The sequence below is a fragment of the Phormidium yuhuli AB48 genome, assembly GCF_023983615.1.
Taxonomy (GTDB): Bacteria; Cyanobacteriota; Cyanobacteriia; order Cyanobacteriales; family Geitlerinemataceae; genus Sodalinema; species Sodalinema yuhuli.
This window is the reverse complement of the sequence record NZ_CP098611.1, coordinates 4,469,334-4,494,078: the sequence shown is the minus strand read 5'-3', so window position 1 is coordinate 4,494,078 and position 24,745 is coordinate 4,469,334. Positions and strand designations below refer to the sequence as shown.

The window sequence follows — 24,745 nt, the reverse complement described above, 5'->3', positions numbered from 1 at the left end:
GATCGCCCTCTTATGTCCCAACTTGCCCCCGTTTACCAAACCTGTCAACCCCGCCCGGAACTCCTACAGGGAACCTTGGCCGAAGACCTCTTCGCCGCCAAAATTCGCCCGGTTGTCCAGGGAAAGGCCCCCGAGGTGTACCAAAACGCCGATCGCTTTTTCGCCAACACCTTCCCCACCGATGGGATTTCGACCCTAATTCGGGAAGTCTTCAGCCGCCTGGGAAGTCATGACTCGGGTTCCCCGGTGATTCGCTTGGAGACGAGCTTTGGGGGCGGTAAAACCCATGATGAAATTGCACTTTGGCATATTTGTAAACAGGGGCGAAAAATTGCCGGGCTTGAGCGTTTTACTGATATCAACCTGATTCCGGATCGAGCCATCAATGTGGCAGCCATTGATGGACGCGATATCGATATTAGTGAAGGCAACTATTACGCCGACACAGGAATCACCACCCATACTCTCTGGGGAGAACTCGCCTATCAGATTGGCAGCATTCGCGGTTATGAACTCCTCAAAGGGTCTGATGAAAGTGGTCGCAGTCCCGGAACCAGTGTCTTAGAACAACTCATTGGGGATACGCCGACAGTCATTGTAATTGATGAAATTGCGCGTCATTTACGGGTCGCTAAAGCCAAGAAAGTTGTTGATAGTAACCTTGCCGAACAAGTGGTGGCTTTTTTCTTCTCTTTGATGGATTTTGCCGCTGCGAGTCGTCATGTCGTTTTGGTCTATTCCTTGGCATCTGCCTCGGATACCTTTAGTGAAGAAACCCAAGAACTTAATGAACTTCGCCAAGCCTCGGCACGACAAGAACGAGTTTTGAGTCCATCGACGGATGTAGAAATTTATAGTATTGTCAAACAACGGCTGTTTGAATCTGTTAGTGAAGATGCCGCTCAAAGTGCGGCTGCTGCTTATACAGAACGTTACCGACAATCCCGCCTGGATTTACCTGAAGCCTGTCTCGATAGCCGCTATCGAGATACCTTTGAAAAAAGCTATCCCTTTCATCCTGAACTCTTCCAACTGCTCACCAAAAAAATTGCTTCAATCCCTGATTTTCAGCGAACTCGGGGTGCGTTGCGACTGTTAGGATGGGTAGTGCAAGACATTTGGCAAAACCGTCCTCGTCACGCCAGTGCGATTCATATTCATCATCTTCCCTTGGGGGTTAATTCTCGGGTCACCAATGACTTAACCTCGCGAATTCAGCGACAGTTAATGCGTCCCGCTATTGAAGCCGATATTTATAATGATAACGGTCGAGAAGCCTATGCCCAAGTTCAGGATAAAGATTGGCTGGCGGCGGATAAACCCCCGATGACTACTTGGGTAGCGCGAACCATATTTCTCCATTCTCTGACTCAGGGACTCTCTTCGGGGATTCGTAAATCTGAGTTGTATTTATCTCTGTTGACGCCGGGATATGATATCGGCGTAGTGGATGATGTCTTAGATAAATTGCTGGCTGTGGCTTGGTATTTAGATTATGACCCAGTGAGCCGTTTAGCGCAATTTAAGGAAGAGCCATCGATTAACAAAATCATCACCGAAGAGATAAATGTTGTCTCGGTGACAGCGGCGAAGGAGGAGTTGCGAAATCGGCGGGATAGTATGTTGTCCTCTCGTCTGTTTGAGTTGGTGATTCCTGATTCCCCAGCAGATGTGGATGATAAGCCAGATTCGATTGTTCTCTGTGTGATTGACTTTCAGGATGCGACGTTGCAACGTACTGATGAACCGCCGCCGGATTTGGTGGAGCGAATTTTCAATCAGACGGGAGAATCGGGGAAATTTCGCACCTATCGCAATCGGTTGTTGTTTTTGCTGGCTAATCAGGGAGAAATTCAGACGGCGATTAAACGCAGTCAGGAGTATTTAGCCATTCAGGGACTTTTGAAAACTCCTCGGCGAGTGCAGGATTTGTCAGGAAGTCAAAAACGGGAACTGAAGGAGCGCGAGGGCCAAAGTGAGTTGATGTTACGCTTGAGTTTATCGAATGCGTATCGTCATCTATTTTACCCGGCGAAAGATGATGTGAAAGCGCCAAGCGGCCTAATGCACTATCCGTTACCTCCTCAGGATTCTAGTACAATTAAGAAGAATCAGCAAGAGGTGATTCTCAAGGCGTTGCGTGATTGTTATAAGGTGCGAGCTGAGGAGGATGACCTGGCGAAACCGTTTGCTCCGGTTTATGTGTTGCAGAAGGTTTGGCTGGCGGGTTTAGACGCCATGAGTACTCAGGCGTTACGGGATGAATTTTTTAAAAATTTGGCGTTGAATTTACCAATTTCGGCGGAACCTACTAAACTTAAGAAGACCATTGAACGAGGAATTTTAGAGGGTCAATGGGATTTAAAAGTGGGCGATCGCATTTACATGAAAACTCCAGATAATCGCCTCCAATTGCCGAAAATCGAGTTCTCCGACCGTCAAACCCTCTACCGTCGAGGGGTGTTACAACTTCCCAAACCTCGCCAAGTTGATGTGAGTTATCAGCTTCTGGGAACCTCGGATACAGAACAGCAGGTTGACCTATCTTGGCAAGCACCTGAGGCAATTTCTACCCAGTTGTTTTGTAATGGGGAAGCCTTAGAACAGACCTTTAGTTGGCGGAGTAATTGTCGTTTACCAATTAACCAAGAGAGTCGCTATCGAGTGGTAGCCTTTTATAAGAATGACGAGACGGCTGAAAAAGAGGTTCTCGTCTCGATTTCGGGAGATGCTTATGGACAAGATAAGTCGGCTGTTGAGCGAGTGGGAACAGGAACCGAGGGGTATCGTGTTCCTGTCCAGATTCGCCAGACGGAGTTTTCCAGTGATGGAACGCCGAATGGGGTGTTTAATAATTTCGGGGATTTTGTCCAGGATAATCAGGTTAAGACCATTCGCCGTCTGACCCTTTCGGTGGCTACGGCCATGGACTATCGTAAACTGGGAACTACGATTCCTCTCTTGAACAGCTTGAGTCAAAATATAACCATTGAGCAAACTTTGTCAATCCGAGCAGCCGGTCAGTTTTTGAGGCTGGAATATGAAGGGGATATCCGAGGCTTTCAAGCCTGTTTTTCAACGGCAAATACGTTTTTGAATCAGAAAGAGACTGAGGTAGAATTGTCGTTGTCCGTTGACCTGTCCTTTGACCCTGCTATTGAGCCGGGGAGTAACCCGTTGCTCAAACTTCAACAAAATTTGACCCGTAATCCCGTTGAGCGGTTAAGTTTACGAGTTCAGGTGGGATATTAAACGAGACAGGTTCGGACAAAACATGGTCATAAATAGCCAGTCCCTGTATTAGTCCCTGTATTAGTCCCTGTGTTGACCGAGGATTGACCGATTTCTATGCAAGAGTTTCAGCTTCGTGTGGTTCCTACGGGTCACAATAATTTTGCTGTTGAGTTATATCAATGTGCGTATAAACGAGCCGGTGAGAAACGCCGACCGGCGGCGCGGCGTATTGGTCGCTTAAAGGGACAGGCGTTAGTGTTGTCGCGGATGCCGATTTATACGGCTCTCAAGCAGAATCATTATGACCCGAAGACGCTTTCTTGCAAGCGCAAGAAACCCTATATTTTAGATGAATCCTCTGGGATATGTTTGGGACTGTTGTTTCGAGCCTTGCAACGGTTACGGAAACTTGAACGTATCGCCAATATTGCGGCGGGAGTTGAGGCGATGACTCAGGAGGAAGCTCATTATTGGTTTGCCAAGATTGAGTCAGGACAGCATCCCTCGGCGTTGCGAGCTTTGCGGGTGTTACTGGGAGAGTGAAATCTCATGGGCTGGGGAAGCTCCATGAGAGGATCTGTTGCTAGAGTTTGGTGTATACTGGAAGGGGAACACGATAATGGACAACTTGTTAAGGACTGTCTGTTTTCTAACAGGGGAGAAAAGGAATCATGTTAGAAAAGCTGATTTTATACTTTGTGATACGCACCAAAGGGCATATCACGAAAACCCAATTGGTTAAGTTCCTGTACCTGGCTGACCTCTATTCTGTGAAGTGGACTGGACAACAGTTGACAGATTTAGAATGGTGTTATTACAAGCATGGTCCTTGGAATGAAGAGATTGACGCAGCTTTGAGGTTGATGGAGTCAATTATTCTGGAATGCCAGGGAGATGCCACCCTTGTTAAATTACGGGAAGATGGCTCTACGGTGAAAGACATTCACTTGTCTGATGGTTTAGAACTGATGTTAGAAAATATCAGAAAAGAATGGGCGGGAGCAGGTAATGGTAAGTTTGACGAGTTGATAAAATATGTCTATTCCACCGCTCCAATGGTGGAGGCGAAACGTCAGTCTAGTTCTCAAGATAAGGCTCCATTGAATCTTCAGTTGGAGCGGGATAAATTGTTGGCAGAAATTGGGGGTTAGGGTTTGGCTGGACAACGTCCTCGTCAAGGTTGGGTTTACATGATTAATCCCCATCGACTGTATTTAAGATGCCGTCAGGGTCACTCGCATCTCTACGAGTTGGAGGCTCCAGGGATGGTGGATTGTCAAACCGCCTCTTGTCCTGAAACACTCAATTCGAGTCGAGTTTTTCGGGGCACTCATCCTCATATTGTTTGGACCAGTGATGAATTTCAGGATGAATCGGAGTATATTCAAACCTTTAACGCTATTCCGTTAACGTCCCAAACGACCTTTGCCGGTTTACCTACTACCTATCCCATTAACAAAACGAGCCGAAATGGTCTAGAAAATAAGTCCTATGCGTTGGTTCATCAGATTTGTACCGTCGATGGAAATTGCTTCAAAACGCCATCAGGGGACTGGATGGAACGGATGGGACAACTGGCGAAAAAGGATAAAATTGAGATTGCGAAACGTTTACGCTACGCTTTAGAATTGCCGGAAGCCCCGACCGATGACTGGTTTAAGCAGAATGCCAGTCCAGAGTTGGTTAAAAAAATTTACGGTTACTTGGCCGAGTCTGAGCAGCAGGCGTTGTTGGATGATTTCCTCGATCAGATATAGTAGGGGGGAGGTTACGCCGTTTTTGTTGAATGTCCATGCGCCCTAAACTCTTCATCGAAAAGATTTTCCCTGTGAAGTTGCTGAATCAGCAGGTGAACTATGAACATGGGGGAAATCCCTTTAAGGGGTTGCATCGTTGGTATTCTCGCAAGCCGCTGTCGTTTTCACGAGCGAGTGTGTTAGCCTCTCTGTTGCCGGAGTCGGTGAGCTTGGAGGAGTTTGAATGGTTGCTGGGGTTGGATTGGCGAAAGTTTCGCGGTGAACGGGATGCGGTGCGACTCTATAAAACACCACCGACGGCTGACCGGATTGAGAAGGTTCATGATTATTGTGAGCAAGTTTGGGGACATCGCCAAGCCTCGCTGATGGATGCGTTTGCGGGTGGGGGGTCGATTCCCTTTGAGGGGGTTCGCTATGGTTTGGAGGTGTTTGCGTCAGACCTCAATCCGGTGGCGGTGGTGACGATGAAGGCGGCGATGGAGTTTCCGCTGAAGTTTGGCCCGGAACTTCAGGAGGAGATTGATGTTTGGGTGCAATGGGTGGGGGATGAGGCCCAACGGCGTTTGGCTGAGTTTTTTCCCTCGCCTCCTGGGGAGACGGTGCAGAATTATCTCTGGGCCCATACGGTGGTTTGTCCGTCTTGTGGGTCCACGGTTCCGTTGAGTCCGAATTGGTGGTTGTATAAACGCCCGGAAAAGCAGAATCTACATAAGTGGTGTGCGGTGAAACCGATTCCCAATCCCCAGGAGAAGCGGGTGGATTTTGAGTTGGTGCGCGGCAAGAAGGGCAAAGGTTCGACGATTCAAACTCCGGAGGGGGATTTTGACCCGAATGATTTTTCAACCATTAGTCGTGGGGTTGGGAAATGTCCAAATTGTGGAAGTGTGATTGGTGATGAAGTCATTAAGTCACAAGCTCAATCCAAGGGATTAGGACATCAATTATATGCCGTTGCGTATAAGGAAGGGGAGAGCAGTTTACAGTTTAGAGTCGTCAATAATTTAGATATACAATCTTTTGATTTTGCTAAAGCTAAAATAGCCGAGCTAGAAGAAGTTCCGGGAATCTTGCCAATCGAGTCTATTCCGATGGGCAAAGAAACTCATCGGCTATTCCCTCAAGGAATTAACGTATGGTCAGATTTATTTAATCCGCGTCAGCTTTTAACCTTAATTGCGTATGTGGAGATTATCAACGAGGCGAAGTTCAAGATTCAAGAGGAGTATGGATTTGAGAAGGCTGAAGCGATAATAACTTACTTGGCAATGGTGCTTGATAGATGTGCTGATTCTAATTGTCGTTTGGCGCATTGGGATTCATCCAGGGCAAGTTCTAAAGCCGCTTCTGCTCAACATTCGTTAAACCTCATGTGGAATTATCCAGAAAGCAGTGGTGCAGGCGAACTTTGGTTTGGTTGTGCTAGAGCAATTACTTCAGACTATTTAAGGTTATACAATTTAATCGCGGTCACTCCAAAAATATGGGAAGATGACAGACAAAAAACCAGAAAAACTGAAATCACATCAGCTTCAGCCGACAGCCTTTTTAATCTCCCCGACAACTCCCTCGATGCCATCGTCACCGACCCCCCCTATTACGCTACCATCCAATATGCGGAACTCTCCGACTTCTTCTATGTTTGGCAAAAACGCATCCTCGGCGACATTTTCCCCGACCTTTACCTATCTGAACTAACAGACAAAGACCGAGAAGCCGTCGCCAACCCCTCCCGTTTCCGCAATATGGGAGGTCGCCCCGACGACCTCGCCGCCCAAGACTACGAAGCCAAAATGTCCATGGCCTTCAGCGAACATTACCGAGTCTTGCGGGATGACGGGGTGATGACCGTGCAGTTCAACCATAAAGACTCCGGGGCTTGGGATGTGCTGACCAAATCTCTGATTGATGCAGGTTTCGAGATTACCGCCAGCTGGGCCGTCAGTACGGAGAACCCGCAAAACCTGCACCAAGCTAAGAAAAACAGCGTCTCTAGTACGGTTCTCCTCGTCTGTCGTAAACGAGATTCTAACGCTTCTCAAGGCTGGTGGGATGACCTGCGGCTGGAGGTTCAACAGACGCTGACGGCGAAAACTCTCCGACGGGGAGAGGGAGACAGTCCCGAAAGTGGGATTCCCGCCCGGGGGGACCAGGTGGCTGAGGCGGAGGAACAACTATCGCGGCTGGAGTGGTTGGAGGAATATGGGATTACGGGGATTGACCTCTACCTGAGTGCGTTTGGTCCGGCCCTTAATGTCTTCTCCCGCTTCCATCCCATCTTAGATAGTTCCGGGGATGAGGTGCGTCCGGAATTGGCCTTTGAGGAGGCCCGCCGGGCTGTGGCCAACTACCGGTTGGCGAAATTGCTGCATGGGAAGGATACCAGCGGCATTGATGCGCTGACGCAATGGTATTTACTGGCCTGGGATGCGTTTGCGGCCCGGGAGTTTCCGTTTGATGAGGCGCGACAGTTGGCGTTGGCGATTGGTGGCTTTAATGTGACGGATTTGGCGAAGAAGTACAAGCTTCTCAATAGTGCTAGTGGCAGTTGTAAGTTCTTGGAACCGCGACAACGGCTGAAGAAGGGGGCGTTTTCTCCTAATCCTGAGGAGTTGAATAAACGTCAGATGGTGGATGGTCTTCATGGGGCGATCGCCCTTTATGATGAAGAGAATCGTTTGGGGCCGGTTCGTAATTTCTTGCAAAAAACGAATCTGATTACGAACCCTCAGTTTCTCAAGACTTGGGAGATTGCCCTGCAAGTGCTTCCGGATAAAACCCCTGAGTTCCAAACGCTACAAACTCTCTGGCTATCGATGGAGGAGATTAAGGAAACGGTGATTTATGAGCAATTGGAACTTGAGACCTCAAACTCGGATGAGAGTTCAGGAACTCAACAGTTAAGGTTAGATTTGTCTGAGTAACGGGTGGGCTGAATATGCGGTGGAATTTGTTGCATGGGATAGGAGATTGTAGGGGAACCCACCCCTACCCCTCCCAGGAGGGGATTTTTCGCCCCTAATCCTCCCAGGAGGGTATAACACACCCCTACCCCTCTCAGGATTTTTTGCCCCTACTACTCCCAAAACAGTTGAAGGACTATGCTTTGCGATCGCCCCTGGAAATTACAGTATTCTACAGACCAGGATAATCCCCTCTTAGAGTTTTATATCCCCGCCTTGACAGAGGCGCAAACCTATGATAGAAAATCGGGATTTTTTAACAGTCGCATTCTCAGCCAAGTGGCCCGTGGCTTAGGGGCCATTCTGGAACAAAACGGTCAAATTCGTCTGTTGCTCGGCTGTCAATTTAATGAAGTCGATATCAAGGCGATTCAAGAGGGCTATGACTTACGGGAACGGATGCTCGGTTGTCTGTCGCGGGAGTTGACCCCTCCCGAAACTCTCAGCCAACTCAAGCATTTTGAGATTCTTAGTTGGTTGATTCAAATTGGCTGTCTGGATATCAAAATCGCCATTCCCCTACTCTCGGGACATTTACCCGATCCGCGATCGCCTCAACTGGATCGACGGCATATTTTCCATGAAAAAGTGGGGATTTTTAGGGATATCGAGGGAAATCAACTGATGTTTAGCGGCTCAAACAACGAATCCCTCAGTGGCTGGGAGGGAAATACCGAGTCTTTTCATGTCTTTGGCTCTTGGTTGGGCGATCGCGATCAAGAACGAATCGCCGAAGAAGTCTATCGCTTTGAAGAACTCTGGAACGACTTAGCCCAAAACGTGCGATCGTTTCCCCTCCCGGAAGCCATCCGCCAAAAGCTATTACGATATGCTCCTACCGTCCAACCTCAATGGTCCCTCAACGACGAATGCGATCGCCGAGAGATTCCCATCCAACCACCTTCTCCAACCGACTCTCGGGAACTCGACGATTCCCAGCCAGTCTCTCCCACGGAAACCAGCAACTCAGAGGGGACATCACCCTCCCCAATCTCCCCAGACATCGCCAATTTAACCAGTCCCATCGCCCCTGATCCGATTCTGCAACAGCTTCGCCACCTCCCTGAGGGTGACACCTGTCTCGATTTCTGTCTCAACTCCATCCCCATCACCCCCTGGCCCCATCAACTCAAAATCCTGCGTCATGTGGAACAACACTTCCCCTGTCGTCTTCTCATCGCCGACGAAGTGGGATTAGGAAAAACCATCGAAGCGGGCCTAATTCTGCGTTATCTCCTCATTAGCCAAAAAGCGCGGCGCATCTTAATTCTCGCCCCCGCCAGCGTGCAACCGCAATGGCACAGTGAGTTACGGGAAAAGTTCAACCTCCATTTTTGGAGTTATGGCCAAAACCAGTTCAGCTACAGTTCCCCGGAATTAGCCTCTTGGGTTCCCCCCCATCCCCAGGAGAATCCCTGGAATCAACATGACCTAATTTTGGCCTCTAGCCATCTCGTTCGCCGCCAAGAACGCCGCCAGGAACTCCTAGCGGCCCAAACTTGGGATTTAGTAATTCTCGACGAGGCCCATCACGCTCGCCGCCAAACCCCCCAATCCCGCAAAGATACCCCCAACTCCCTGTTAACTCTGATGCGAGAGTTGGCCGCCAACAGCCAATCCCTGATTTTGCTGTCAGCGACTCCCATGCAAATCGATCCCATTGAAATTTTTGACCTGCTCAATTTACTGGGATTACCGGGGTTATGGGAGTATGGGGACTTATTTTGTGAGCATTTTGCCAGTTTAGCTGATTTAGACCCCGAGGAGGGGACAACGGCGCGACAGCTTGAACTCTGGCAACAATTATCCCGAGATTACTTCCAAAAGGGGGGATCTCCTTGTCCGCGATTAAGCCAAACCCTGCGGCGGGGCGATCGCCTCTTATACTATAAACTCGAAGATATCTGGCAGAAAGGCAAACCCCTGACGCAAGGGAAAAAATTAGCCCAAGATACAGCATTTCTCAAGACATCTCGCCCGTATCTCACCACTCATACCCCCTTGAAAGACCTCATGTTCCGCCATACTCGGGACACGTTACGGCAATATCATCATTTGGGGATGTTAGAGCAAGATGTCCCAACTCGAATTGTCTGCGATACGGCGATCGCCCTCGAACCCCAACGAGAAATTCCTCTCTACAGTGCCGTCAGTCAATATGTGCGAGATTTCTACCGCTTAGCCCAAAAAGAAAATCGCAAGGCCCTCGGCTTTTTGATGACCTTATATCGCAAACGACTCACCAGTTCCTTTTATGCGATTCAACAGTCCCTACAACGGCGTTTGGAGGGGATTAGTTTCACGGACGACGATTTACTCGATATCGATGATGCCAGTGAGCCAGTTTTAACCGGGTTAGAACCCTATATGGAACCCGTCGCTCCCCAAGAAATTGAGTATTTAGAAGATTTGTTGAAACAGTTTGAGCAAACGGGAGAAGATAGCAAGCTCCGTCATTGCTTAACGACCTTACGGCAAGAATTAAATCAACGGGATAGTGCGATTGTTTTTACGCAATACACCGATACGATGGACTATTTGCGGGGAGAATTAAAGGTGCTCTATGGGGGGAAAGTTGCCTGTTATTCGGGACGGGGTGGTGAGTTATGGTCTCCGAGTGAGCAACAGTGGTATAACGTCCCTAAGGAACAGATTAAACGGCAGTTTCGTGATGGAGAAATCCTGATTTTACTCTGTACAGAATCTGCCAGTGAGGGATTAAATCTACAAACCTGCGGCGTTTTATTTAACTACGATATGCCCTGGAATCCCATGCGAGTGGAACAGCGAATTGGACGAATTGACCGCATTGGACAACGCTATCCGGATGTCCGCATTCACAACTTTTATTATGATGGAACTGTCGAGGCTAAGGTGTATCGTCGTTTGCGCGATCGCATTGACTTATTCTCCCAGGTTGTCGGTAATTTGCAACCCATTCTGGCTCAAGTTCCCACGTTTTTAGAGCGCGTTACGATGAGTGCTGATCCTCACGAAGAGGATGTGTTAATGTCTGAGTTTGAACATTGTTTTGACACAACAAAACTAGCAACTTCAGTTGATACTTTGGCATCAGAAAATGGAGAAGCAGACTTAGAAATTATAAATCAATATTTCGCTAAAACTGATTTAACTTGGCAAGTTTTGGAGCAATGGATGACTCAATTTAAATCTGAGGAAATTGACTTTAAAACCTGTGGCGAGTCGGTTTGGATGCTAAGGTTCCATGATATCAACTATCGCGTCACCTTCAATCCTAAAACCTACGATGAATGTCCGTCACTTCAGTTGCTCTCAATTGGTAATCCCTTATTTGAGCAGTTATGTTTGGCTTGGGAACGAGGAATCGACCCAGTTTAATCAATCATGGCTGGACTGGTCAATGTTATCATCTTAAATACAACCTCAGGGATGAATTTGTCCAAGAATCAAGCGTAGGCGATCGTAGTCATCCTTAAGCAGTAAACTTAACGTGCGTCCTGCCCTCACCAACCACTCCCGCTCAGTTTTCCGAATTTGGTAAATCTCGCGAATGGCTGCCGCCGTCAACGCCTCAACCGGCGCATTTCCCACCTCTAACAGAGTCCGCAGGAAGTCTAACTCCTCACTGAAGTCAATGACTTCGTCCGGCGTGCAATAGGCCACCCCTTGGTGAATCTGGGGAGGACGTGGGGGAAGATATTGATACACCTGGCCCGACTCAGGGACCACAAAGCCAACGATCGCCGCCCGAAATTCCGTCTTTAACATCGCGAAAATCTGGGGTTGGCGATCGCGCAACTCCTCCAACGACATCCCCAGAGCCTGGGCCCGATGAACCGAATCAATCGGGGTGGTTGTGGCATGATACACCACCCCATAAATCGGATTCCCCGACTCCTCATCGACAGCCTTCACCCAACTGCCAAACGGAGGCATTGTGGGGAAGCGTAACTCATCCCCATCAAGACATTGAGCTAGAAACTCCGTCGTCGCCGTCTCAATCACCTCCGCAAAGCGATCGCCGCGATCGCCCGGATTCTCTGAAAACTGGGGTAACGGTAAACGAACCATAGTCTGTTCCAGGGGTTAGGCCAACACAAGCCGAGTCAGCAGCAGGGATTCCCCCTACTTCTTGCGTCCCGCCTTAGCATCCACTAACTCCAACTCCGAGAGTAAAAAGGTCACCGAGTGATCCCAATTCCCCCCCTCAAACAAAACCGCCGCCTTACCATCACTCACTCGTTGCACCGAGCCTTTAAAACGATAATAGGTGTCATCAGGGTTAATCACTTCCACAGCCGAGCCAGGCAGAATCATAAGTCTTCAGGTCTTTTCACTAAATTCACCATTTCGATTTTAGCCCACGATCGCCTTGAGCCTAAAACTTCAACCGCTGGCGGTGATTATTCACCGATTCCACTAACCCCACCGCCAGAAAATTCGTCAGCAGGGCCGATCGCCCATAACTGAGCCAGGGGAGGGGAATCCCCGTCACCGGAGCCAGGCCAATGGTCATGCTGACATTGATAATCACCTGGAACACCACCATAGACAGCACTCCAACCGCCAAGAGAGAGCCAAAATTATCCTTAGCCGTTTGAGCAATCACAATCAGACGTAAACAAATCAGCCAAAAGGCAAACAAAACCGCGATCGCCCCCACAAAGCCCCATTCTTCACCCACCGCCGCAAAAATAAAGTCCGTATGTTGTTCGGGAATAAAACCCCCCTGAGTTTGAGTTCCTTGGCCAAACCCCCGTCCCCAGAGTTCTCCAGAACCAATAGCAATACGGGATTGAATCAAGTGATAGCCCCCCCCAAGGGGATCGCGACCGGGGTCAAGAAAGAGAATCAGTCGGTCTTTCTGATAAGGTTTGAGTAAGTTCCAGAGGACCTCCCCCAAGCGGCCCGACACCAGATTCACCGTCAAGGCGGCGATCGCCCCAAACCAGCGTGCTGGAATCGTCAGCCAAGCCAATACCGCCATTCCGGCCACCCAAATAAACCATACCGGAAGCAGCAAGCTAAACAGAATCGCCGAAATCATCGGTGACACCAACAGCAGCAACCAGCCCGGATTAGCATTAGCCCAATAGAGCATTCCCAACGTCACCGCCCCAAACACCAACGACGTTCCCAAATCCGGCTGTAAAAACACCAATGCCCAGGGAATCGTCGTCACTGCCAAACTCTTCAACATCGTGGGCAAGTTAGCCGCCGTCCGTCCCTCCAACATCGTCGCCAGAGTAATAATGAGTCCCAACTTAGCAAATTCCGAGGGCTGAATATTAAAGCCCCCAATAGTAATCCAACGTTGGGCCCCTAAAGCCGTAGTTCCCAAAAAAATCACCGCAATCAACGACAGGTTCGTGATCACATAAATAATCCAAGTCCATTGGATCAAATTTTCATAACGCCAACGGGCAATGGTTAGAGCTAAGACTAAACCAAGGGCCCCTGTCAGCCAATGTTGCCACCAATCGGTGTACTCCAAATTAAGCTGACTACTGCGAATCACAACACCGGCATAGACGGTTAAACCAATACTTACAATCAGTAACGTCCAATCAATGGATTGCCAGGCTTGTAGCCAATTGCGGTTGAGCATAGGGCGATCAGATTAGTGCGGAGCGTAGGGAATAGGGGGGAGAAGGCAATAGGGGGGAGAAGGCAAGAGGCAATAGGCAATAGGGGGGAGAAGGCAAGAGGCAATAGGCAAGAGGCAAAAGGGGGAGTGACCCAAGGGCGGGGTGGGTTCTCCCCCTTACCTCTTTAGCGATTAGCAAACGCCGCCACAGACACCCTAGCAGCCAACTGCTTAGCCGCCTTGAGGAGTTCCTGGGCCGAGGCGGACTCCGGTTGAGAGACCACAATGGGAATCCCCTCATCTCCCCCTTCCCGTAAGGGAATCTCTAGAGGAATCCGCCCTAATAATGGCACATTCAATTCATTAGCCGTTTTCTCCCCACCTCCAGAGCCGAAAATGTCATACTGCCGATCGCGGAGATCCGGAGGAATAAAATAGCTCATATTCTCAATGATCCCCAAAACCGGAACTCCCAACTGCTCAAACATTTTTAAGCCCTTACGAGAGTCTAACAGGGCAACCGTTTGCGGTGTCGTCACGATGACCGCTCCCGCCATGGGAACCGCTTGAGCGAGAGTTAACTGAGCATCCCCAGTTCCTGGAGGCATATCCACAATCAGATAATCCAACTCTCCCCATTGCACCTGATAGAGAAACTGACGAATCACGCCATTGAGCATGGGGCCGCGCCAAATCACCGGCTGATCCTTATCAATCAGGAACGCCATCGAGACCAGTTTGACCCCATGATTAAAGGCAGGTTCTAAGACTTCCTTTCCATCAGCCCCTTCTCGTACCATGACCTTAGCATCCCCAAGTCCCAGCATATTCGGACCATTGGGGCCATAAATATCCGCATCCAGAAGTCCCACTTTAGCGCCCGTTTGGGCTAAAGCCACCGCCATATTAACCGCGACACTGGTTTTACCGACCCCTCCTTTTCCACTGGAGACGGCAATGATATTTTTAACCCCATCAATTCCCTGGCGATCTGGCAATGAGGGTTGTTTAGGGGTTTCGGCCGTCACCTCCACCTTCACCTCTTCCACACCCGGAAGAGTCTGAACCGCTTTCTGACAATCCTCAACAATAAACTCCCGTAGAGGACAGGCGGGGGTTGTTAGCACGAGGGTAAAACTGACGATGCCACCATCAATTTGCACATGACGGATCATGTTCAAGTCGACCAAGCTTTTATTGAGTTCGGGATCTTGAACCGGCTGTAGTACCTTTAAAACGGCTTCCGGGGTCAGTGCATTGCTCGATGTCAAGTTCACAGATGTCTCCTCTTGAGTTGGGGTTTAGCAAATCGATTGCAAGACAGATGGCTTACGGGAACGGTTCAGCCTTGTATCGTTTTATTATTAAAACTATACATTTTTGAACAACGATAAAAAAGGTCGGGGCCATTCTTCTATAATGCGGGGTGGCCTTCACCTCTAGCCTAGCATTGACGGTGATTCCCCGAGAGCACCTGATAGGATGACGGCTTAGCATCCCCCCTTGGAGCCATAACTCCTTGGGAACTCTGGGCGCTTTGTCGCATTTCGTAATTTATCGCAACTTTTCTTAACAAATGAGTATGAGTTCAACATCAACGCCTCCAGTATCTGCCCAGTCCACCCGTCCCCCGGAGGATTCTCAGGCCCGCATCAGTGCCTTTATGAAAAATTTGCAGGAGAGCATCTGTGCGGGGTTAGAACGGCTCGACGGCGGCGGTCAGTTCCGTGAAGACATGTGGGAGCGTCCTGAAGGGGGTGGGGGGCGATCGCGGGTCATTCGCGAAGGTAACATCTTTGAACAAGGGGGCGTGAACTTCTCAGAAGTCTTTGGCGACAAACTCCCCCCCTCCATCCTCAAACAACGGCCCGAAGCCGAAGGCCATGGCTTCTACGCCACCGGAACCTCCATGGTGCTGCATCCTCGCAACCCCTATATTCCCACCGTTCACCTCAACTACCGCTACTTTGAAGCCGGGCCCGTCTGGTGGTTTGGCGGTGGGGCCGACTTAACCCCCTATTATCCCTTCGCCGAAGATGCCGCCCATTTCCACAAAACCCTGAAAACCGCCTGCGATCGCCACCACAGCGAATACTATCCCGTCTTCAAACGCTGGTGTGACGAATACTTCTATCTCAAACACCGCCAAGAAACCCGAGGCGTGGGTGGTATTTTCTTCGACTACCAAGATGGCCAAGGTGCCCTCTATCGAGGGCCCCATGCCGACGGTCCCGCCGCCGACTATAGCCGGAAACTCGGCGAAATTGAATCCCGGGATTGGGAGTCCCTGTTTGGCCTAGCTCAATCCTGTGGTCATTCCTTCCTCCCCGCCTACGAACCCATCGTTGAGCGTCGTCGTCAGCTTGAGTATGGAGAACGCGAGCGCAACTTCCAACTCTATCGACGGGGTCGCTATGTGGAATTTAACCTCGTCTATGATCGCGGCACCATCTTCGGCCTGCAAACCAACGGACGCACCGAATCCATCCTCATGTCTCTCCCCCCCTTAGTCCGTTGGGAATATGGCTACCAACCCGAACCTGGAACCCCAGAAGCACAACTGTACGAGGAATTTCTTAAACCCCAAGATTGGGCCAACTGGAGTGCTACGTCTGAGTCAATCTAGGTTAGGATGACACTAACGAGGGGAATCTCCGTGGGGGGTGAAGCTGAACCGTCACTAATCTGGTAGTGTATGCCAACAGGGGAGTGTTCCGAGTCCGGTTTCTCACCGTGCGCGAATCCCCGTTGTTAGTAAGTGCGAGGAAGGGTCAGTGATCCACATCGAGCAGAAAACTCATACCACTCAAGACGGGACAACTGTCATCGTCCTAGCTCCCGCTGGACGACTGGATATCACGACGGCTTGGCAGTTTCGCCTCAAGCTTCAGGAGTGCATTTCCAAACTCAGCCGCCATGTCGTCGTCAATCTCGGACAGGTCAATTTTATTGATAGTTCGGGACTGACCTCATTGGTCGCCGGAATGCGAGATGCCGATAAAGTTAAAGGGAGTTTCCGAATTTGTAATGTTCACCCAGAAGCCAAACTCGTGTTTGAAGTCACGATGATGGATTCAGTGTTCGAAATTTTTGAGACGGAAGATGAGGCCCTAGAGGGTGTCCCTCGTAACGTTGCCAGCTAATCTAGCTATCCTTCCGCGCTCTGTAAGTCGCTCGTGTCAGCAGGACAGGTGTGTCAGCATTATGGCGGTGGTTGACCTCACAGAGTCTCAGCCTCGGTCGTGACGCATCTGGACGGTCTGGGCGAGCGATTTCTCCCGCTTCAGGTGTCAGCCAGGAGCGAGATAGAGAGTCCCCAAAATGTCTCAGTCCTGTCCTGAGCAGGCCCAGGGAAAACTGGGATCTGGGCTGGCAAGTCTCAGACTCATTTGCTGAAAATCTGTCAACTCGGATACGGCTTCGAGCCACTCGACTGGCTTCACCCTTGGCAAATAGTCATCAAGCCGTCACAATAGAAATTAACTTGAATCTTCCCCTAACGCCCCGTGGATAACGTTCGTACTGTCTCCGATACTAAACGAGATTTTTATCAAACTCACACACGTCCGATCAACTCCTTGTATCGTCGTGTTGTCGAGGAGCTGATGGTTGAGATGCACCTTCTCTCCGTCAACGCTGATTTTACCTATAATCCGGTCTATGCCCTCGGAGTTGTCTCAGCGTTCGATCGCTTTATGAACGGCTACCGACCTGAGAAAGACCTAGAATCCATTTTTGGGGCACTCTGTCGAGCCACTGGGGGCGATCCTGAGCAATATCGTCGTGATGCGGCCAGTATCCGAGAGGCGGCGGCTCAACTCTCTCAGGCGGATTTAGTGGCGATCGCCTCTGAGGGAGATAGCCCTGTGGGTGAGAATGCCTTTGGGCAACAGATGGCTCAGTTCGCCCGAGGAGATGGGTTGAAATATTGTCGTCTGTTGGCAATTGGGGTATTGGCAGCGGTTGAGGCAGCAGATGCAGAGTTGCTCAGTCGTGACAAAGAACTGGCTGAACTTCTCAATCAGTTGGGAGCGAAGCTGAAGATTTCCGATGAGAAGCTGCGTAAGGACTTAGAGCTCTATCGGAGCAATCTGGAGAAAATGGAACAGGCTCAAAGCGTGATGACGGACATCCTAGAAGCCGAGCGCAAAAAACGAGCCGAACGGGACGCGGAGCGAAAAGCCAAACAGGAGGCTGAACACGCTAAACAAGCAGCAAAAGCCGACTCTGAGACAAGTGAGTCAGAATCGAGCAGCTAGTCAACGCGGAAGTGGCCCGAAAACACTAAACCCCGGATTTTACAGTCGAGTTGGCGCAGCCAACGAGCCACGAGATGATTACAGGTATTCCAACCGGTGTAAGACTCAGCATCCGGGACGAAGTATAAATCTACGTTGGGGTTATAGAGAGGCTCGGTGTTAGCCGACTCGTAGCGTTGGTTCAATTCTGCTAAGAGGGCCTGCACCTCCTCTCGGCCCACTTCGAGACTGAGTCGTTGGCCTCGCTCCGGGTTTCGCTGTTGGCGGCGTTGCCATTGCTCCGGGTTAAAGGTTTGCCGGCCCAAGACAGCGGGGGTGGGGTAGAGAACGGCTTGGGCCAGGTTAATGAGTCGGTTCTGATTCTTGGCAAACACGGCGCGATCGCCAAAGGAGTATTCAATCCACTGCCCCGAATCATCGGGCAAAATTAAGCTGTTGTGATAGAACAGGGGAGTCACCGGCGAGCCAAGAACCCAAATCGTGACAGGCATCTCAGGAGACGTAGGGGGGATGATTCGTGCTGGAATAGGAGCCAAAAGACGAAAACTCAGAAAAAGTCCCCCAACCAGTAACAGTCCAGGGATGAGGACGTTACGCCAAACGGCCCTGGTTGTCAGGGGATTGGGGGTTGACATAATTTAACCTATATGATAGGGAAAGAGGGCGATCGCCCACTAGGCTGGAGTCGCGGCCGTCTCCAGCCGTTGATTATCCTGACGCAAATAGGCCTCAATGAAGGCATCGAGATCCCCATCCATCACATCATCCACCTGAGTGGTTTCGACGCTGGTGCGTAAATCCTTAACCATCTGATAGGGATGGAACACATAGTTCCGAATTTGGTTGCCCCAGGCCGCTTCCACCATATCGCCGCGAATCTCGGCAATTTCCTGTAAGCGTTGGGATTCAGCAATCACCAGCAGCTTCGCCTTCAACAAGGCCAGAGCCTTCTCCTTATTCTGAAGCTGCGATCGCTCCTGAGTGCAGCGAACCGCCAAGCCAGAAGGTTTGTGCAGCACCCGCACCGCCGTCTCAACTTTGTTAACATTTTGTCCGCCTTTCCCCCCGGAACGAGAGGTAGTAATCTCCAAATCCGTATCCGGAATCTCCAGTTTGACCGAACTATCCAAAATCGGCATCACCTCCACCCCAGCGAAACTCGTTTGACGTTTACCATTGGCATTAAACGGCGAGATGCGCACCAAGCGATGGGTTCCCTTTTCCGACTTGAGATAACCATAGGCATAGCGCCCCCGAATCTCCAGGGTAACGGATTTAATCCCCGCCTCATCCCCCTCCGAGAGTTCCAGAGTCTCAACCCGATAGCCTTGTCGCTCACTCCAGCGGGTATACATCCGCAGCAGCATTTCCGTCCAATCCTGAGCATCCGTTCCACCGGCCCCAGCATTGATACTCAAAACCGCACCGCCTTTGTCATACTCCCCAGAGAGCATCTGTTGAAACTCCCATTGTTCCAACTCCCGGTCCAGGCGGGTGAGGGTCTCCACGGCCTCAGCCATCAAACTCTCATCAATGGCATCATCCTCAACCAGCAGTTCTACCACCGTCTGGGCATTCTCCAAGCTGTCGACCCACTGGCCATATTGCGTCACATTAGACTTGAGATCATTGAGGTCTTGCATAATGGTCTGGGCCTGTTCAGCATCGTCCCAGAACTCCGGCTGAGCCGCCAGTTGTTCCAAATCCTTAATTTTGGCGTTGAGTGCAGGCAGGTCAAAGATACTCCTGGGTTTTCCCCAGGCGTTCCGACAACCGTTCTAGCTCCTGCTTCAATTGCGAAAGTTCCATAAAATTGCTCAACAGTCTCTCAAAAGGTCTCGATCGCCATTGTGCCATACCCCGTCAACCCATCCGACAAGAAATCACCCAACTGCTAGAATTGGGGACACCCAATTGCTGAACCCACCCCCCTCTTGCCTCTTGCCTCTTGCCTCTTGCCTCTTGCCTCTTGCCTCTTGCCTCTTGCCTCTTGCCTCTTGCCTCTTGCCTCTTGCCTCTTGCCTCTTGCCTCTTGCCTCTTGCCTCTTGCCTTTTGCCATGACCCTCCAAACCGACGATACCCTCATGCAACTGAAACTAGCCATCAACCGGGCCATTGCCCGCCAAGAGAAACGTTGGGGCTATTTCCAGATTCGTCGCCTCGATGATGGCAGTATGGGCCTGGATATTCCCTCCCTGCCCCAAATTCGCTGCGTGGCCAATCTCGATCGCGATATTTATAAACTGTATTGGGGACGGGCCGAAAAACCGGCCGTGTACAGCCGCAAAAAGAAAAAGACCATCACCGACCCCAGAACCCGTCAAACCCAAATCCAACGAGTCTACGAAGTGATGTATCAACTCGACGGACGCTCCAGCGTTCAGCAAATCAACCGCATTATGGCCCAGACCATTCGCGATCGCATTGCCGACCATGTCAGTGCCCAAGCGGACAACGAACTCGAACCCCTCGTACTGATGACTGAGGCGTTATCCTAACCTAAGTCTAACGGGCTACCGTTCTTGTTTGCTCCTTCGTTCCTGCTTCGTTCCTTATGGTAATTCCCTCACCAACAAAGCCCTTAGGGCGATCGCGCCCCAAGCCCGATAACCGCCTCCTCTGGCTCGATATCATCACCATGTTCCTCTGGGGAGTCGTGATGATGCAATATTGGCTCACCGGGAAACTGCGGCTTCTCGTCCATCCCGCCTTTTCCTGGCTCTGCATTGTCGCCGGGGTTTTATTTCTGCTGATTTCTGTCTGGAAGGCGTTGCAACTGCGATCGCGGCGACAAGTCCCCGAAGCCCCCCAACAACATATCAGCCTTTTTCCCCCAGGCTGGAGTACCGGACTCCTCCTCGCCTCCGCCTGTGTCGCCCTCGTCTTTACCCCCCGTCCCTTTGCTAGCCAAGTGGCCCTGGAACGGGGAGTGACAGATTTCCTTTCCATGACTCGCATCGAACCGGAAAGCTTCCGAGGGGCAAACAATCCAGAAGACCGCAGTATCGTCGATTGGACGCGAACCCTCAGTGTCTATCCCGAACCCGAAGCCTACGCGGGACAGCCCGTAGACGTCAAAGGATTTGTTGTCCATCCCCCCAAGCTAGACGAGGATCTTATCATCGTGGCCCGGTTTATGATTACCTGCTGTGCCGCTGATGCCTATCCCGTGGGGTTACCGGTGCAATTGCCCCCTGGAAGCACCCGCAACGAATTTGAACCCGATGGCTGGCTGCGGATTCGCGGTGAAATGAAATCCGGTCGCCTCGAAGGCCGTCGCCAAGTCATCATCGCCGCCGAAACCCTAGACCCCATCCCAGAACCTGATGACCCCTATGGGTATTAATCCAGTCCTGGCCCCAACTCCTCCACAGGACTGGCACAGAAAACCAGACCCGAGCCTCCCTAACTCCTAAAGCGTCCCCGCTCAGGGTAGAATGACTTGGATCAACGTATATCGATAACCCAGTTCGGACTCCCGTTGCAATGGCAGAAACCCTATTTTTCAACGCCTTAAAGGAAGCCATCGACGAAGAAATGGCTCGTGATGAGACCGTTTTCGTCCTCGGTGAAGATGTCGGTCACTACGGCGGCTCCTACAAAGTCACCAAAGACCTCTACGACAAGTATGGTGAGCTGCGCTTGCTTGACACCCCCATCGCCGAGAATAGTTTTACCGGCATGGCCGTCGGTGCAGCGATTACCGGCCTGCGTCCCATCATCGAAGGGATGAATATGGGGTTTCTCCTGCTGGCCTTTAACCAAATTGCCAACAACGCCGGGATGTTGCGTTACACCTCCGGCGGTAACTTCACCATCCCTATGGTGATTCGCGGCCCGGGTGGGGTGGGACGACAGCTTGGGGCAGAACATTCCCAACGCCTTGAAGCCTATTTTCAGGCGGTTCCGGGGCTGAAAATTGTGGCCTGTTCCACCCCCTACAACGCCAAAGGCCTCTTGAAAGCTGCCATTCGCGATAATAACCCGGTGCTATTCTTCGAGCATGTGCTGCTCTATAACCTCAAAGAAGAGTTACCCGATGGGGATTATATTGTCCCCTTGGATAAGGCGGAGGTCGTCCGTCCCGGGAGCCAGGTCACTCTGTTGACCTATTCTCGGATGCGTCATCATTGTGTTCAAGCGGCGAAGACGTTGGAAAAAGAAGGGTTTGACCCAGAAATCATCGATTTGATTTCCCTGAAACCCTATGACCTCGACACCATTGGCGAGTCGATTCGCAAAACTCACCGCGTTATCGTCGTAGAAGAATGTATGAAAACCGGTGGGGTGGGCGCTGAGATTACCGCCAGCATCAATGACCATTTCTTTGATGAACTCGACGCACCGGTGTTACGCCTGTCCTCCCAGGATATCCCCACCCCCTACAATGGAACCCTAGAACGCTTAACCATTGTTCAACCTCACCAAATTGTCGAGGCCGTTAAAAAAATGGTGGCGTTGCAGGTGTAACGTTTGTTGAAGAAAACTTGCGATTTACCTAACTCTGTGCTATGCGTCGTCAACAATCTCTCCTAATTCTGATTTTCGTCCTCTTAGTGGGTGCGATCGTCATTCTGGTTCAACTGCCCTTGCGCTTGGGGTTGGACTTAGAAGGGGGGTCTCAGTTGACCATTGAAGCGCAGCCGACGGAGGAAGTTCCGGTCATCAGCGATCGCGACTTAGACGCGGTGTTGCTGGTGGTCCGCAACCGAGTTGATGGTCTTGGGGTGAGCGAACCGTTGGTGCAGACCGTTGGCGAAAATCGCATTTCCGTTCAGCTTCCGGGAGTCAGCGACCCCGCTCAAGCTGAACGGGTGTTGGGGGGAACGGCCCAACTGGAATTTCGCGAACAAGTTAGCAACCCAGAAGTTGAGGCTCAACTCCTAGTGCGCCAAGAAGAACTCCTGGAATTAGTGCAAGAGCAAGAACAACTGACCGTGGAAGGTCGCACCGCCGAACTGGCGGCAACCGAGCAGGCCATCACTGCCAAAGAAGCGCAAATCCAGGAGTTAAACCAGCAGCTTTATGAAAGTGTGGGACTGACCGGGAAAAACCTCGAAGATGCCAATGTTACCTCCACCCGCATTGATGGCGTCTGGAGTGTGGTGATTGACTTTGACCGGGAGGGGGGAGAGAAGTTCGCCGAACTCACCCGCAACATTGCTGGAACCGGACGACGCTTAGGGATTTTCCTCGATGACGAACTGATTAGCGCCCCAGGTGTTGGGGCTGAATATGCCGAAACGGGCATCAGCGGTGGCGGGGCCCGCATTGACGGTCAATTTAGCCTCGAAGATGCCAATACCCTGGCCACTCAACTGCGAGCCGGGGCCTTACCGGTTCCCGTGGAAATCGTAGAAAACCGGACCGTTGGCGCGACCCTAGGACAAGACAGCGTTCGTCGCAGTATCTATGCTGGGGTGGGGGGTCTGATTTTGGTGCTTATCTTTATGGTGGTGTATTATCGGCTGCCGGGGGCGATCGCCAACCTCTCCCTGACCATTTATGCTATCCTCACCCTGGCCTGTTATGCCTTGCTCGGGGTGACCCTAACCCTACCGGGGATTGCCGGATTTATCCTGAGTATTGGCATGGCCGTCGATGCCAACGTGCTAATCTTTGAGCGAACCCGAGAAGAATTGCGAGCTGGAAAAACCCTGTATCGCTCCGTGGAGTCAGGCTTTTATCGTGCCTTCTCCAGTATTTTAGATAGTAACGTCACCACCCTAATTGCCTGTTTAGCCCTATTTTGGTTCGGGGCCGGTTTAGTGAAAGGCTTTGCGGTTACCTTGGCCATTGGCGTGGGAGTCAGTATGTTTACCGCCATCACCTGTAGCCGCAGCCTCATGTTCTACGTCCTCACCCTCCCCGACCTGAAAAAGCCGGAATTTTTCTGCCCTAACCTGCAACCTCCCCTGGCCAAACGTTAAGACCCAACCCGGAACCCCTCGGCCCCCATGCTGCACCTTACCCCCCCATCCTGACGATGAAACTGAGCGTCACTCGACAACGAAATCTCTGGTGGGCGATTTCCCTCGCTCTCGCCCTAATTAGCACCATTACCATGGGCCTGTCAATTGCCCAGTTTGGCGCCCCCTTGCCCCTGGGGCTAGACTTTACCGGGGGAAGCCGCCTGCAGCTGGAGCGCGATTGTAGTATTGCCAACGCCTGTGATGACCCCATTGATGTCACAGCCGCCCGCCGTATTTTGGCGGCCGAGGGGTTAGGGACCAATGTTCAGGAGTTTGGGGAAAACGAACAGGGATTGGTGGTGCGGACCACGGATTTAGACGTGGAGACGCGATCGCAACTTGAAGCCGCCCTAGAAGCGGAACTCGGGGCATTTGACCCAGAACAAACCCAGATTGACACCGTGGGGCCAACCGTGGGACGGCGGCTATTGCGATCGGGCTTACTCTCCCTCTTCGTCGCGAGTTTGGGGATTGTCGGCTATCTCACCATTCGCTTTCAGCTCGATTACGCCCTCTTTGCTATCCTGGCCCTGTTTCATGATGTCTGGATTACCATCGGCGTGTTTGCCCTGTTTGGGCTGTTGGGTAACTTTGAAGCCGATAGTCTCTTTATTGTGGCCCTATTAACCATTGTCGGTTTTTCCGTCAATGACACGGTGGTCATCTATGACCGAGTGCGGGAAACCCTGAAATTTAAGCCCAATGACGACATTAACGATGTTATCGACGATGCCGTTAACCAGACCCTAACTCGTTCCATCAACACCACCGCCACCACCGTCTTACCCCTATTGGCGATTTTCATTTTCGGCGGTGAAACCCTCAAATACTTTGCCCTGACCCTGATGGTCGGCTTTATTTTGGGGGCCTATTCCAGTATCTTTATCGCCACCGCTGCCCTGGCCCTATGGCGGGAAAAACATCCCCAGGTCGCTCCGGAAGCCCCTGTAGACAGCAACGTTGCCTCAGTTGAAGAATCGTAATCTGAGCCGA

At 51.0% G+C, this 24,745-nt stretch carries 20 protein-coding genes; 14 read left to right on the top strand and 6 right to left on the bottom strand.

The genetic code is table 11. The features are described from left to right. Positions 1–12: 12 nt before the first annotated feature. The 6 genes from NEA10_RS19360 (at position 13) to NEA10_RS19335 (ending at position 11,311) form a co-directional block, all read left to right on the top strand. A complete protein-coding gene (locus tag NEA10_RS19360; protein WP_252662978.1) occupies positions 13–3,252 on the top strand; it encodes an ATP-binding protein in 3,240 nt (1,079 codons plus the stop codon). A gap of 96 nt (positions 3,253–3,348) precedes the next feature. Further along, the gene (locus tag NEA10_RS19355) at positions 3,349–3,777 is read left to right on the top strand and encodes a DUF7680 family protein (protein ID WP_252662977.1); all 429 of its coding nucleotides are present in this window, start codon (positions 3,349–3,351) and stop codon (positions 3,775–3,777) included. A 155-nt stretch (positions 3,778–3,932) separates the two neighbouring features. Further along, positions 3,933–4,385, top strand: a complete 453-nt coding sequence (locus tag NEA10_RS19350; RefSeq protein WP_252662976.1) for a type II toxin-antitoxin system antitoxin SocA domain-containing protein — start codon at positions 3,933–3,935, stop codon at positions 4,383–4,385. A 3-nt stretch (positions 4,386–4,388) separates the two neighbouring features. After that, on the top strand, positions 4,389–4,991 hold the full coding sequence (locus NEA10_RS19345) for a type II toxin-antitoxin system PemK/MazF family toxin (protein ID WP_252662975.1): 603 nt from the start codon (positions 4,389–4,391) through the stop codon (positions 4,989–4,991). Between the two features lie 35 nt (positions 4,992–5,026). Then, positions 5,027–7,912, top strand: a complete 2,886-nt coding sequence (locus tag NEA10_RS19340; protein ID WP_252662974.1) for a DUF1156 domain-containing protein — start codon at positions 5,027–5,029, stop codon at positions 7,910–7,912. 177 nt (positions 7,913–8,089) lie between these two features. Beyond that, positions 8,090–11,311: a DEAD/DEAH box helicase gene (locus NEA10_RS19335; RefSeq protein WP_252662973.1), complete on the top strand. Its 3,222-nt coding sequence runs from the start codon at positions 8,090–8,092 to the stop codon at positions 11,309–11,311. A 45-nt stretch (positions 11,312–11,356) separates the two neighbouring features. On the opposite strand, the gene NEA10_RS19330 is transcribed toward NEA10_RS19335, so the two are convergent. The 4 genes from NEA10_RS19330 to NEA10_RS19315 form a co-directional block, all read right to left on the bottom strand. Continuing rightward, complete coding sequence (locus NEA10_RS19330; protein ID WP_252662972.1) at positions 11,357–12,004, bottom strand: HAS-barrel domain-containing protein; 648 nt, start codon at positions 12,002–12,004, stop codon at positions 11,357–11,359. 54 nt (positions 12,005–12,058) lie between these two features. Beyond that, positions 12,059–12,250 (bottom strand): NAD(P)H dehydrogenase subunit NdhS, encoded by a 192-nt coding sequence (locus NEA10_RS19325; RefSeq protein WP_252662971.1) that lies wholly within the window; start codon positions 12,248–12,250, stop codon positions 12,059–12,061. A gap of 61 nt (positions 12,251–12,311) precedes the next feature. Further along, positions 12,312–13,541 carry a rod shape-determining protein RodA gene (gene rodA, locus NEA10_RS19320; RefSeq protein ID WP_252662970.1) on the bottom strand — a complete coding sequence of 410 codons (1,230 nt, stop codon included), beginning with the start codon at positions 13,539–13,541 and terminating at the stop codon, positions 12,312–12,314. A 164-nt stretch (positions 13,542–13,705) separates the two neighbouring features. Next, complete coding sequence (locus tag NEA10_RS19315) at positions 13,706–14,797, bottom strand: Mrp/NBP35 family ATP-binding protein (protein ID WP_252662969.1); 1,092 nt, start codon at positions 14,795–14,797, stop codon at positions 13,706–13,708. Positions 14,798–15,102: 305 nt separating this feature from the next. Between NEA10_RS19315 and hemF the strand changes: the two genes are divergently transcribed. From hemF to psb29, 3 genes are all read left to right on the top strand, one after another. After that, complete coding sequence (gene hemF, locus NEA10_RS19310) at positions 15,103–16,146, top strand: oxygen-dependent coproporphyrinogen oxidase (protein ID WP_374111810.1); 1,044 nt, start codon at positions 15,103–15,105, stop codon at positions 16,144–16,146. A 148-nt stretch (positions 16,147–16,294) separates the two neighbouring features. Continuing rightward, complete coding sequence (locus NEA10_RS19305) at positions 16,295–16,663, top strand: STAS domain-containing protein (protein ID WP_252662967.1); 369 nt, start codon at positions 16,295–16,297, stop codon at positions 16,661–16,663. A 363-nt stretch (positions 16,664–17,026) separates the two neighbouring features. Continuing rightward, positions 17,027–17,779, top strand: coding sequence for a photosystem II biogenesis protein Psp29 (gene psb29, locus NEA10_RS19300; protein WP_252662966.1), 753 nt, complete (start codon positions 17,027–17,029; stop codon positions 17,777–17,779). Here the strand turns inward: psb29 and NEA10_RS19295 are convergent. Then, a complete protein-coding gene (locus NEA10_RS19295) occupies positions 17,776–18,414 on the bottom strand; it encodes a DUF2459 domain-containing protein (protein ID WP_252662965.1) in 639 nt (212 codons plus the stop codon). The genes psb29 and NEA10_RS19295 overlap by 4 nt on opposite strands. A 39-nt stretch (positions 18,415–18,453) precedes the next feature. Continuing rightward, positions 18,454–19,588 (bottom strand): peptide chain release factor 2 gene (gene prfB / locus NEA10_RS19290; protein ID WP_252662964.1). Its coding sequence is split into 2 segments (ribosomal slippage): positions 18,454–19,515 and positions 19,517–19,588, totalling 1,134 coding nucleotides; the frame shifts between segments, so codons are not numbered across the junction. Positions 19,589–19,837: 249 nt separating this feature from the next. On the opposite strand from prfB, the gene NEA10_RS19285 reads away from it, so the two are divergent. The 5 genes from NEA10_RS19285 to secF all read left to right on the top strand — a co-directional run bounded on the left by NEA10_RS19285 (position 19,838) and on the right by secF (position 24,735). Then, entirely contained in the window at positions 19,838–20,278 is a 441-nt protein-coding gene (locus NEA10_RS19285) for a hypothetical protein (RefSeq protein ID WP_252662963.1), read from the top strand. A gap of 56 nt (positions 20,279–20,334) precedes the next feature. Next, positions 20,335–21,126, top strand: coding sequence for a TIGR03943 family putative permease subunit (locus NEA10_RS19280; RefSeq protein WP_252662962.1), 792 nt, complete (start codon positions 20,335–20,337; stop codon positions 21,124–21,126). A gap of 140 nt (positions 21,127–21,266) precedes the next feature. Beyond that, entirely contained in the window at positions 21,267–22,250 is a 984-nt protein-coding gene (locus tag NEA10_RS19275) for an alpha-ketoacid dehydrogenase subunit beta (RefSeq protein ID WP_252662961.1), read from the top strand. Positions 22,251–22,291: 41 nt separating this feature from the next. Further along, positions 22,292–23,710 (top strand): protein translocase subunit SecD, encoded by a 1,419-nt coding sequence (secD, locus tag NEA10_RS19270; protein ID WP_252662960.1) that lies wholly within the window; start codon positions 22,292–22,294, stop codon positions 23,708–23,710. A 56-nt stretch (positions 23,711–23,766) separates the two neighbouring features. Next, positions 23,767–24,735: a protein translocase subunit SecF gene (gene secF, locus NEA10_RS19265; protein ID WP_252662959.1), complete on the top strand. Its 969-nt coding sequence runs from the start codon at positions 23,767–23,769 to the stop codon at positions 24,733–24,735. Positions 24,736–24,745: the final 10 nt, after the last annotated feature.